We start from the raw sequence: 12,246 nt of genomic DNA, 5'->3' as shown, positions 1-12,246 counted from the left end.
TTAGACTCCGTGCTTGGCGAATCGGCTGCCTGAGCGGGCATAGGTAAACCATGCAGTGGCCATGAGTAGCAGGTAGACAGCGATGAAGATGATAAATGCCGCGGTGTAGGCGCCGGTGCTTGATATAGACAGGCCCAAAGCCTGGGGAATCAGGAAGCCGCCATAGGCGCCGATGGCCGAGATCAAACCGAGGGCTGCGGCAGCCTTGCGGGAAGAATCCACCTGGCCTGCCTGTTGTCCCTCGTCGCTCAGGGCAAAAACTGCCGGGATCATACGATAGGTCGAGCCATTGCCGATGCCGCTTGCGGTGAAGAGCAGCAAGAATAAGAAGAGGAAAATCCAGAAGTTCGCCCGCGGCAGGCTGAGCACTAGCGCACAGGTAATCAAGGCCATGGCCGCGAAGGTTGCCACCGTGATGCGTGCACCGCCGAGTTTGTCAGCGATCTTGCCACCGTATGGACGGGCCAGGGAAGCGACCAGTGGGCCGAGGAAGGCCAGGGTGATGGTTGCGGTTCCCAGCGGCAAGGCTGCATATTCGGGGAAAGTGTCAACGATCAGTTTGGGGAATACTGCGGAGAATCCGATGAAGGAACCAAATGTTCCCACGTACAGTGCGGAGATGATCCACAGGTGCTTGACCTTCAGGCAGGCAACTGCGCCGCGAATATCTGAGCGTGCCGAAGTCAGATTGTGCATGTACTTCCACGCACCCCACGCGGCCACCAGAATCAGTGGGATCCAGAGCAGTCCTGCTAGCGGAAGTTGCAACGCCCCGGCTGCGAAGACCGTGACAATGACCGGTACGAGCAGCTGGGCGACCGCCGCCCCAAGGTTGCCGCCGGCTGCGTTCAGGCCTAACGCCCAACCCTTGCGGGAAGCAGGGTAGAAGTAGGTGATATTAGCCATCGATGAAGCGAAGTTTCCGCCGCCGAAGCCGGTCAGCGCCGCAAGGCTGAGCATGATCCAGAATTCAGTGGACGGATCAGCCAATGCCATGGAAATGCCGCCGGTCGGAATCAGCAAGAGCAACGCGGAAATCACCGTCCAGTTGCGTCCGCCGAAACGGGCAACCATGAACGTGTAGGGGATGCGCAGGGTCGCTCCGACGAGGCTCGGGATGGAGATCAGCCAGAACAACTCGGTGGTGCTGTAGCTGAATCCGGCCACCGGAAGATAGACCACGACGATGGCGAAAAGTTGCCAAACACTGAATCCGAGGAACTCGGCAAAGATAGACCACTTGAGGTTTTGGCTGGCTACCGCCGACCCGGTGTGCTTCCAGAATTCTGGATCCTCAGGAGTCCAATTGCTGACCCAGCGCCCCGGCTGGACCTGTAGTGCCTGCGATGTGGCAGATGCTTCTAGCTGTGCGCTCACGTTACCTGATCCCTTCTCTAACACTTGATGCCTCTGAGCTTCTCAAACCGGCATTTCGCCTAGATGCTCGGGTTGTTGCGCCGAAGGGAACTTAAATTCACGCGGGGGATCGATGTACCGATAGGCGGTCGTAACGTGTTGGAAACCGGAGCGTCGAGTCAAGCGGTTAGTTCCGGGATTTGAGGTGCTGACAGGAAGGATCACACCATCCGGATCGCAGCTAGTGGGAGACCGGATGAGTGGCGAAACGGCAATTATTTGTTCATGATGCGAAAAAGTGATTTCAAAATAAGTGTTGCGTGCGTCACAATCCACTGATAATCTCGTAGCTGTCTATGGCGGGCACCCACCAAATGGGTCGCTATCTACCGGGCATGCAACTGATCGATTTCAGGTGACAAGTGCAACCGGTAGCTAGCGCCAAACAGCGCGCTGCGGTGGTCTTGTCCAAAGCATGAGAAGCCACGCGATGAGCGTTACTACCACTGGCCAAGACTATCTTTCGATGGCCATCGATATTGCCACCACAAATGTCCACAACGCCGGCGGGCCATTTGGCGCCGTCGTGGTCACGGCCGACGGCCAGATCTTCGAAGGCGTCAACCGCGTCACGGCCAACAATGACCCATCGGCGCACGCCGAAGTGGTGGCCATCCGCACCGCAGCCGCTGCGCTGGGGACCTTCGATTTGAGCGGTTGCGTGCTCTACAGCAGCTGCGAACCCTGCCCGATGTGCCTGGCCACCTCATTGTGGGCCCGCATCGGCAAGGTCTTCTTCGCTGCCAATAGGCATGATGCGGCTGCCGCCGGATTTGACGACGCGGTGTTCTACGAATACTTCGAGGCTAAATCCAACCGCTCGCTGATGCCGGTGAACTGCTTCCAATCTGAAAGCAATGAGAATCTGAAGCCGTTCAAGGCATGGGATTCGCAAGAATCCCGGACCGACTACTAGAAGGTCCAGGACCATGACCACGACAAGTCGCTTGCCAGCTGACCCCAAGGGTGCGCAGCGCGATACCAAGCCGCGCCGTCCCCGGGGACCGGGCAGTATCCTGGATGCGTTCTTCAGCATCACCGAACGCGGGTCCACGCTGGCGCGGGAAATGCGCGGCGGGATCGTCACCTTCTTCACGATGGCCTACATCGTGATCCTCAACCCGCTGATTCTCGGCGGATTCAGCGCCGACGCCGCACCCGTGGATGTGGCCGGCAACTGGCTTCCGGCCGCGCAGGTCGGGGCCATGACCGGATTGACCGCCGGGGTGATGACCATCCTATTCGGGTTGGTCGCCAACCTGCCCTTCGGCCTGGCCGCCGGGCTGGGCATCAACTCCTTCCTGGCCGTCTCGGTGATTCAGGACGTCACCTGGCCCGAGGCCATGGGGCTGGTGGTGATCAACGGCGTGCTGATCGTGCTCTTCGGGATGACCGGGGTGCGCACCGCGATCTTCCGGGCCATCCCCAAGGACCTGAAGGCCGCCATCACGGTGGGCATCGGGCTGTTCATCACCTTCATCGGGTTCGTGGACTCGGGCTTTGTCACCCGTACCGACGCCGGGCCTCCGGTGCAGCTGGGCGATAGCGGGTCGATCGTCTCGATCCCCACCATGGTCTTCGTGGTGGGACTGCTGATCATGGGCGCGCTGGTGGCCCGCGGGGTGCAGGGCGCGATTCTGATCGGCATCGTGATCTCCACGGTGCTGGCGATGCTCGCCGAGCTGGTGTTCAAGATCGGCCCCGGAGGCACGGATAACCCGCATGGCTGGCACCTGAACATGCCGGTACTCCAGGGCAATATCGTCTCCTTACCGGATTTGTCGCTGGCCGGGGAGTTCGACCTGTTCGGTTCCTTCGGGCGAATCGGCGCGCTGGCGGCCACGATGCTGGTCTTCACCCTGGTGTTCACGAATTTCTTCGACGCCATGGGCACGATGACCGGCCTGGCGAAGAATGCTGGGCTGGCCCGCAAGGACGGCACCTTCCCGCGGTTGAAGGCCGCGTTCGTCGTCGAGGGGCTGGGCGCGGTGGCCGGCGGCATGGGCTCGTCCTCCTCCAATACCGTCTACGTGGATTCGGCCGCAGGCATCGGGGAAGGGGCGCGCACCGGGCTGGCTTCGGTGATCACCGGGGTATTGTTCCTGGGTTCGATGTTCTTCACGCCGCTGACCTCGGTGGTGCCCATCGAGGTGGCCGCCGCGGCACTGGTTCTGGTGGGCACCTTGATGTGCGCGCAGATCCGCGAGATCAACTTCAAGCGGTTCTCCAGCGCCATGCCGGCATTCCTCACCCTGATCACTATGCCGCTGACCTACTCCATTGCCAACGGCATTGGCGCAGGGTTCATCGCCTGGGTGGTGGTGAACACCGCGGCCGGGCGCTACGCCAAGATCCACCCGCTGCTGTGGGTGGTGGCATTGGGCTTCCTGGTGTACTTCGCGCGAGGTCCCATCACGGCCCTACTGGCCTGAGTCGATACGGGCTATAGTAAGGATCCACCACGGTGAGTTGGCTCACTTTGATGGATTGCATGGATATGAATGATCCGAATTCTGGAGGGTAATCATGGGCGGATGCCTCGCCTGGTCCAAGGGCCAGATCGCGCACGGAGACTGACCCCGCCGCAGCACGCGGCGGCACCTTGGCCGAGCCTGAAACCGCCGGCGGGGCGCCAGATCCCACCCATCATCCAATTCATTCATGGTGCGCCGGGCGATACCCGGGCGCAGGAGGTGTCAGCGGCATGAGCGCCGAGGCAACGCAAGAGACAAAATGCCTGGTTACGGTCAATGGAACGGTCCGGGAATTCGACGGGCCACCACATACCAACGCGCTGGATTTCCTGCGCGGGCAGCAATTGATCGGATGCAAGGAAGGCTGTGCCGAGGGCGAGTGCGGCGCCTGCTCGATCCTGGTGGCCCGCAGCGATGGGGAAGGTAGCAGGTGGACGGCTTTGAACGCCTGCCTGCTGCCGGCCGCATCGCTCGACGGCCAGGAAATCATCACCTCCGAAGGGCTGGGCAGCGTCGCGGACCTGCATCCGGTGCAGGAAGAGATGGCCAACCGCGGCGGATCCCAGTGCGGTTATTGCACCCCCGGATTCGTCTGCTCCATGGCCGCCGAATACTACCGCCCCGAGCGAACCGGCACCCCCGCAGTCAGCGCGGGCGATGGCGGGGCGCACGAGTGCGGACCGAATGGATTCGACCTGCACGCATTGTCGGGCAATCTCTGCCGCTGCACCGGATACCGCCCGATCCGCGACGCCGCCTACGCGCTGGGCGACCCTGCCGGGGACGACCAGCTGGCAGCCCGGACCCAGCACCGGGCCCCGGCGCCGGTGGCCACCGACATCCAGCGCGCCGATACCCCCACCGGGGCGTTGGGCCGTTTCCGCCGTCCTGCGGACCTGGACCAGGTTTTGCAGATCCTGGCCGCCGAACCAGAGAGCGTGCTGGTGGCCGGCGGCACCGACTGGGGTGTGGAGGTCAACATTAAGGGCGCCCGCGCCCGCTCGGTGCTGGCCATCGACCGGCTGCACGAGCTGCGCCAGATCCACTGGAACGAGCGGTACCTGGAACTCGGCTCCGGCTGCACCCTGAGCGAGCTGGAACGCAAGCTGGCCGGGAAGGTTCCGCTGCTCTCCGCGCTCTTCGGGCAGTTCGCCTCGCGGCTGATCCGCAATAGCGCGAGTATCGGCGGGAACCTGGGCACCGGCTCACCCATTGGCGACACCCCGCCGGCACTGCTGGCGCTGGCCGCCGAGCTGGTGCTTTCCAGCATCCGCGGCAATCGGGTGGTGGCGCTGGAGGACTATTTCACCGGCTACCGGCAGACCGTGCGCGAGCCGGGGGAGATGATCACCGCGATCCGCATCCCGCTGCCGTTGGCGCCGCTGACCAGCTTCCAGAAGATTGCCAAGCGGCGCTTCGACGACATCTCCTCGGTAGCCATCGGCTATGCGCTCACGGTGGCGGACGGCATGATCACCGAGGCGCGGATTGGGCTGGGCGGCGTAGCCGCGACCCCGCTGCGCGCCGTGGCAACCGAAGCCATGCTCGAAGGTAAACCGTGGAACCTGGAAACCATCCGGGCCGCGGCGCACACCATGGGCCACGAAGGAACCCCGATGGATGACCACCGTGCCAGTGCGGACTACCGCAAGGCCATGCTGGCCTCCTCACTTGAACGGTTCTATGCCCAGCAGCTTGCGCGCCGCTCGGGCGCGGGACAGGAGCAGAACTCATGAGCCAGCTATCCCAACGCCCCGACGCACCGGTGGTCGGCCAGCGTCACCGTCATGAATCCGCGGCCGCTCACGTTACGGGCACCGCACTGTACACCGATGACCTCGCCGCGCGGCTCACCGGGGTCCTGCACGCCTACCCGGTGCAGTCCACCTGCGCGCATGGAAAAATCCTGGGCCTGGATACCAGCGCGGCGCAGCAGGTTCCCGGAGTCATCCGGGTGATCACCGCACAGGACATTCCCGGGGTCAACGACCAGGGCGCCAAGCATGACGAACCCTTGCTCCCGGTGGACGAGGTGATGTTCTTCGGCCAGCCGGTGGCGTGGGTACTGGGCGAAGATCTGGAAGCGGCCAAGGCCGGGGCCAAGGCGGTGCGCGTGGACTACGAGCCGCTGGACTCGCTGATCACCATCAAGGATGCGATCGCGGCCAAGAGCTTCCACGGCATCCAGCCCGAGATCGCCAAGGGTGACCCGCAAGCCGCCTTTGCGCAGGCGACCCATGTTTTCGAGGGCGACTTCGAGTTCGCCGGGCAGGAGCACTTCTACCTGGAAACCCAGAACTCGCTGGCCCTGGTCGATGAGAGCGGGCAGATTATGGTCCACTGCTCCACCCAGCATCCCACCGAGACCCAGGACATCGTCTCGCATGTGCTCGGCATCGGCGCCCACGAGGTGACCGTGCAGGTTTTGCGCATGGGCGGGGGATTCGGCGGAAAGGAAATGCAGCCCCATGGCTACGCCGCGCTGGCGGCCCTGGGCGCGGTGCTCACCGGGCGTCCGGTGCGGGTGCGGCTGGATCGCAACCTGGACATGACCATGACCGGCAAACGCCACGGATTCTATGCGACCTGGAAAATCGGGTTCGACCAGGGCGGCAAGATTCTAGCCCTGCAGGCCCAGCTGACCGCCGACGGCGGGTGGAGCCTGGACCTGTCAGAACCGGTGCTGACCCGCGCGATGTGCCATATCGACAATTCCTATTGGATCCCGAATATCCGGGTCAACGGGCGCGTGGCCAAATGCCATAAGACCTCGCAGACCGCGTTTCGTGGCTTCGGCGGTCCGCAGGGCATGCTGGTGATGGAAGATATCCTCGGCCGGGTAGCCCCGCAACTGGGCTTGGAGGCCAGGGAACTGCGCCGGCGCAACTTCTACACCGAGGGACAGGACACCCCTTACCACCAGCCGGTGAGGCATCCCGAACGCATTGATGCCGCCTGGCAGCAGGTCCTCGACTCGGCAGACGTGGCACGGCGCGAAGCGGAAATTGCCCAGTTCAATACCAACAATCACTACAGCAAGCGGGCGCTGGCGATGACGCCGGTGAAATTCGGCATCTCCTTTAACCTCACCGCCTTTAACCAGGGTGGCGCACTGGTGCTGGTGTATAAGGACGGTTCGGTGCTGGTCAATCACGGCGGCACCGAAATGGGCCAGGGCCTGCATACCAAGATGCTGCAGGTGGCCGCCACCGCCTTGGGCGTGCCGCTGTCCAAGGTGCGCATCGCTCCGACACGTACCGATAAGGTGCCCAATACCTCGGCCACCGCCGCCAGTTCGGGCAGCGACCTGAACGGCGGTGCGGTGAAGGACGCCTGTGAGCAGATCCAGGCCCGGTTGGCTGCGGTAGCGGCCGGCAAGTTGGGGGTCCCGGCGCAAGATATCCGTTTTGCCCAGGGCAAGATCACCGCGTTGGGCAAACGCGACGAGCTGGAGTGGAGCGAGGTCGTACGTGAGGCCTACATGCAGCGCATTCAGCTGTCGGCCGCCGGGTACTACCGAACCGAGGGACTGCACTGGGATCTGGCGCGGATGACCGGCAGTCCGTTCAAGTACTTCTCCTACGGGGTGGCCGCCAGTGAAGTGGAGGTGAGCAGTTTTGACGGATCCTACGTGCTGCGTCGTGTGGACATCGTCCATGACGTGGGGGATTCGCTTTCGCCGCTGGTAGATCTGGGGCAGATCGAGGGTGGATTTGTGCAGGGCACCGGCTGGTTGACCTTGGAAGACCTGCGCTGGGATACCTCCGATGGTCCGGGCCGTGGACGGGTTGCCACCCAAGCGGCCAGCACCTACAAGATCCCGAGCTTCTCCGAGATGCCCGAGGTGTTCAACGTGAACCTGCTGGACAAGGCACATGAAGAGGGTGCGGTGTACGGATCCAAGGCGGTGGGCGAACCGCCACTGATGCTCGCCTTCTCGGTGCGTGAGGCGTTGCGCCAGGCCATCGCCGAGTTCGGCGCCTCCGGGCGGTCGGTGCCGCTGGCGTCTCCGGCGACTCCGGAAGCGGTGTTCTGGGCGATCGACACCGTGCGGAACCCCGGCTCATGATCTGGCTCAGTGCGCTCACCGCGCTGCGTGAGCAACGCCGGGCCGCGGTACTTGCCACCATTACCACCGTGCGCGGGCACGCTCCGCGGGAGGTCGGAACGAAGATGGTGATCGCCGCGCACGAATCCTTCGGGACCATCGGCGGCGGCAACCTGGAGATGGTGGTCATCAACCGCGCGCAAGAAATGCTCGCGCAACTTCAGCGCGAACCGCAAAGCCTGAGCCTGCAGCTGAGCGATAAGGCGAACGGGCACTATGGGCGCCAGTGCTGCGGGGGAGAAATTAGCGTGTTGCTCGAACCCATGCCGGTGCCGGCGGTCATCGCGATCTTCGGGATCGGGCACGTCGGGCTGGAACTTGCGCGCATCCTGTCCCGGCACGATCTGGAGCTGTATCTGAGTGATTCGCGCCCCGAATTCCTGGCCGAACTGCACGTGCTTGAACCCGCCGTGGCCCGGGTGCACGCGCAGCTGGCGGTGATCGGCGAACAGGTCATCGCGCAGTTACCCGACGGCGCGCACGTGGTGATCATGACGCACGATCATGCCGAGGATTTTCACCTGTGCGATGCGGCGCTGGCGCATCGGGGGCTCGGCTCCATCGGGCTGATCGGCTCGCGCGCCAAGTGGGTGCGCTTCGAGAAGAACCTTGCCGCCAGCGGGCACGATCAGGCACAGATCCAACAAATTAGCTGCCCGATCGGACTGCGCGAGATGCCTGGCAAGGACCCGGCGATGATCGCGCTCAGCGTGGCCGCGCAGTTGCTACAACGCGTGGGATCGCCCCAAGTTAGTACCCGCGGCGTTGAACCTCGTGTTTGACCCGTGATATCTGCTCCGGCCCGACCCTGCAACACCCGCCGATTAGTTTGGCGCCGGCGTCGATCAGTTCGGGTACCGCGCCGGGTAGGTCGCTGTGTGCGGTTCCCGGAACCCAGCGGCGCGCCTCGCGATCCCAAATCTCAGCGCTGTTGGGGTAAGCCAACAGTGGCAGATCTGTTTCCTGGGCGAACAGTTTCAGCGCAGAAACCGCGAGCGGAACGGGGCTGCAGTTGACCCCGAGGCCCGCAAAAACACCGGAATCCTGCACGATCCGGGCCACCTGGCGCAAGTCACTGCCGTCCCCCAACACCACCGCTGCGTCCTCGGTGCTGGCGCGCACGGTGAGGCTGAGCAGCACCGGAATCTGAGCTTGCGCCGCCAAAGCGCTCAGCGCGTGCACCTCGGATAGGCTCGGCACGGTTTCACAGATGATCGCGTCCGCTCCGGACTCGGCAAGAATTTCAAACCGGTCGCGGTGCCACCCGGTCAATTGTGCGGTGCTCAGCCCATAGGCTCCGTCGTATTCGGTTCCAGCTCCCGGGCCTGCACCATAGGGTCCCACCGATGCGGCGACCCAGCGGGCAGTTGAGCCGGTAGTCGAACCGACAGCTAACTGCGCCGCCTCGCGCGCCAGACGCACGCTGGCTAACAACAGGTTTTTGACCTCGGCTGCGGTTGCCTCCGCATCGGCGTCGCCATTAACTCGGGATAGACCCGCAAAACTGACCTGGTAGGAGCAACTCGTGGCCAGTTGCGCGCCGGCGGCGAAGAAGTCCTCATGGGCGGCACGTACCTCGGCAGGGGCCTGTTTGAGGATCTGCGCGGACCAGAGCTCGCCGGTCACGTCGTTTCCGCGGTCCGCCAGATGGGTCCCGAGGCCACCGTCGAGGATCAGCGGGGCACCGCTTGTGGAGTTGAGCGCGTCGCTGAAATTGCTGGGCTGAGGTGGAATATTCACGCTCCGAGGGTACCGCGCTAACGGTTCGATGACCGACTATAACGCCGTATGAACGAACATGACAAACACCGACGGGCAGCAGGGCCCGGATCGATATTCTGAAGCGCATTCACCTTTTCACTACGCCCCAGGAGCCCGATGAGTCAGCTGAGCCAAGGCCACGCGGAAAAGACCCCGCCGCAGCACCCGCCGCAGCACCAGCCGGAGGCGAGCGGGCTGCGCCGATCCATGACCTCGCGCCACCTGGTCATGATCGCGCTGGGTGGGGTGATCGGTTCGGGGCTGTTCGTCTCCTCCGGATACACCATTGCGCAGGCCGGACCGTTGGGCGCGGTGCTGGCCTACACCGTCGGCGCGCTGGTCGCCTACATGGTGATGAGTGGGCTCGGGGAGCTTTCGGCACGTCATCCGGTGGCCGGCGGATTTCACGCTCACGCCACCCGCGATCTGGGCCCAGCCTGGGGTTTTGCGACGGCCTGGCTGTACTGGATGTGCTGGGCGGTGGCGCTGGCCAGCGAATTCACCGCATCGGGCATTTTGATGCAGCGCTGGTTTCCCGAGGTGCCTGTGTGGGTGTGGTCCCTGGCCTTCGCTACGTTGCTGTTCACGCTCAACGCGATATCCTCCCGCGTTTTTGCCGAAACCGAATTCTGGTTTTCGCTGATCAAGGTGGCGGCGGTGCTGGTGGTGATCGTGGTCGGCGCCGCAACGCTGATCGGGCTTAACCCGGTAAGCGACGCAGGACCCCTCGGCTTCGCGAATTTCCGCACCGGTCAGGGGTTATTCCCGATGGGATTCAGCGGCGTGCTGGTCACCATACTGGCGGTGTTCTACGCATTTAGCGGCACGGAATTGATCGGCGTGGCCGCCGGGGAGGCTAAAGATCCACAGCGCAGCATTCCGCGGGCGATCCGTACCGCGGTGGTGCGCCTGGCGGTGTTCTTCATTGGGGCGATCGTGGTGATTGCGGCGATCGTACCCTTCTCCGAGGCGGGGACCGATGAGAGCCCATTTGTCACCGTGTTTGATGCCGCCGGGCTGCCTGGCGGAGCGGACATTATGAACTTCGTGATCATCACCGCCCTGCTTTCGGCCGGAAACTCGGGGCTCTATTCGTGCTCGCGGATGCTGCATTCCATGGGGCTCGCAGGTCAGGCGCCGAAGATCTTGTCCAAAACCAACCGCCGGGCGGTGCCGATGCTGGCGCTGAGCCTGTCAATACTCGGTGGCTTGGCCTCGTTACTCTCCAGCGTCATCGCGCCCGGCTCGCTGTTTCTGGCTCTCGTGTCCATTTCGGGGTTCGCAGTGGTGGCGGTCTGGATCGTCATCTGCGCCTCGCATCTTTCCTTCCGGCGCCACCATGTCCGGGTTTATGGAAATACCACCAGCTTGCCGTACCGGGCGCCGTGGTTCCCGGTCCTCCCCATTATTGCGCTCATCTTGCTCACGATCTCCCTGATCGGCGTCGGGTTCGACCCGGTGCAGCGCCCCGCGCTCTGGTTTGGTATTCCGTTCACGCTGGCCTGCCTGGGGTATTACCGTTGGCGTCACGGGCCGGGGGTGTTCAGCCCACAACGCGGCGAGCGAGAGTTGTCTCACGATACGGCGGGAACTTCGCGGGCAGGCTAGGAGTTAAGCAAGGCAAGACGGTAGCTATTGCGCCGTCGCCCGATCACTAGGAGGCCGCTTCGTGGCACTGTTCGACAAATTACTGCGCAAGGGCAAGCAGCTTGCCGGCGAGTACGTGCGTGAGCAACTGAACCAGCGCACCTCGCAGGGCGGCCAAAACAACCAAAATAACCAGTACAACCAAAACAACCAGGGCTACCGGCAGCCGCAGGCTCACGCTTCCGATGCCCGCCGCACCTCCGCCTCGCGCGAGGATCAGGCGGCGGTGGAGAAGTACCGCTACATGCTGCGCACCGCTCCGCCGCAGGATATGGAACGCGCTCACACCGAGGCCTTTGCCCGGCTAACTCCCCAGCAGCGCGAGCTGTTGCATGGCGAATTGTCCGCGCAATTGCCGGCCACCGAACGTCCGGCCACGCAGGACCCCCAGGATTTGGCGCGCGCGGCCACTCGCGCGGAGGTTTCCCAGCCCGGCTTCATGGAGCGGATCCTGGGCCAGGGTGGTTCAGGCCAGGGCAGCGCGGGTCGAAAATCGATGGGTTCAATGGCCGCCGGGGCTGCCGGGGGACTGGGAATCGGTCTGCTCGGTGGTGTGGCAGGCGCGTTCATCGGCACCGCGATCGCCGGCCCGCTGCTCGATGGCTTCGCCGGAATTGGCGAAGAATTCGGTTCGATGGCAGAGGGCCTCGGGGAGACCGTAGCGGGAGCCGGAGAGCAATTCTCGGCGGCCGGCGAGGGGTTCGCCGACCAAGCAGGCGGGACCTTTGGTGACTTCCTCGGCGGCGCCGGAGGAAACTTCGGCGGGGACTCACCCTTGAGCGACTTCGAGTTCTAAGCGCTTAAATGACTATCGCCCCGGGCCATTGTCCGGGGCGATAG

At 63.7% G+C, this 12,246-nt stretch carries 9 protein-coding genes; 7 read left to right on the top strand and 2 right to left on the bottom strand.

Annotated features, from left to right (window positions below; genetic code table 11):
* A complete protein-coding gene (locus tag ACX5K5_RS14450; protein WP_188683285.1) occupies positions 1–1,377 on the bottom strand; it encodes an MFS transporter in 1,377 nt (458 codons plus the stop codon).
* Positions 1,378–1,846: 469 nt separating this feature from the next.
* Here ACX5K5_RS14450 and ACX5K5_RS14445 point away from each other — a divergent pair, with 469 nt between their 5' ends.
* The 5 genes from ACX5K5_RS14445 (at position 1,847) to xdhC (ending at position 8,780) form a co-directional block, all read left to right on the top strand.
* Positions 1,847–2,332, top strand: a complete 486-nt coding sequence (locus ACX5K5_RS14445; protein ID WP_459174602.1) for a nucleoside deaminase — start codon at positions 1,847–1,849, stop codon at positions 2,330–2,332.
* Positions 2,333–2,345: 13 nt separating this feature from the next.
* A complete protein-coding gene (locus ACX5K5_RS14440) occupies positions 2,346–3,848 on the top strand; it encodes an NCS2 family permease (protein WP_188683281.1) in 1,503 nt (500 codons plus the stop codon).
* 272 nt (positions 3,849–4,120) lie between these two features.
* Positions 4,121–5,626: a xanthine dehydrogenase small subunit gene (locus ACX5K5_RS14435; RefSeq protein WP_096254779.1), complete on the top strand. Its 1,506-nt coding sequence runs from the start codon at positions 4,121–4,123 to the stop codon at positions 5,624–5,626.
* Positions 5,623–7,959 (top strand): xanthine dehydrogenase molybdopterin binding subunit, encoded by a 2,337-nt coding sequence (gene xdhB, locus ACX5K5_RS14430; protein ID WP_459174601.1) that lies wholly within the window; start codon positions 5,623–5,625, stop codon positions 7,957–7,959. The genes ACX5K5_RS14435 and xdhB overlap by 4 nt, the downstream gene beginning before the upstream one ends.
* Entirely contained in the window at positions 7,956–8,780 is an 825-nt protein-coding gene (xdhC, locus tag ACX5K5_RS14425) for a xanthine dehydrogenase accessory protein XdhC (protein WP_096254781.1), read from the top strand. The genes xdhB and xdhC overlap by 4 nt, the downstream gene beginning before the upstream one ends.
* Here xdhC and mmuM read toward each other — a convergent pair.
* Entirely contained in the window at positions 8,749–9,738 is a 990-nt protein-coding gene (mmuM, locus tag ACX5K5_RS14420; RefSeq protein WP_459174600.1) for a homocysteine S-methyltransferase, read from the bottom strand. The two genes, xdhC and mmuM, sit on opposite strands and share 32 nt — an antisense overlap.
* A 138-nt stretch (positions 9,739–9,876) precedes the next feature.
* Here mmuM and ACX5K5_RS14415 point away from each other — a divergent pair, with 138 nt between their 5' ends.
* The gene (locus ACX5K5_RS14415) at positions 9,877–11,367 is read left to right on the top strand and encodes an amino acid permease (protein ID WP_346059590.1); all 1,491 of its coding nucleotides are present in this window, start codon (positions 9,877–9,879) and stop codon (positions 11,365–11,367) included.
* A gap of 61 nt (positions 11,368–11,428) precedes the next feature.
* Positions 11,429–12,202 (top strand): hypothetical protein, encoded by a 774-nt coding sequence (locus tag ACX5K5_RS14410; RefSeq protein ID WP_096254783.1) that lies wholly within the window; start codon positions 11,429–11,431, stop codon positions 12,200–12,202.
* The last annotated feature ends 44 nt before the right edge of the window (positions 12,203–12,246 follow it).

This window comes from Glutamicibacter bergerei (assembly GCF_054495185.1).
This window is presented reverse-complemented; position numbering and strand designations above follow the sequence as displayed.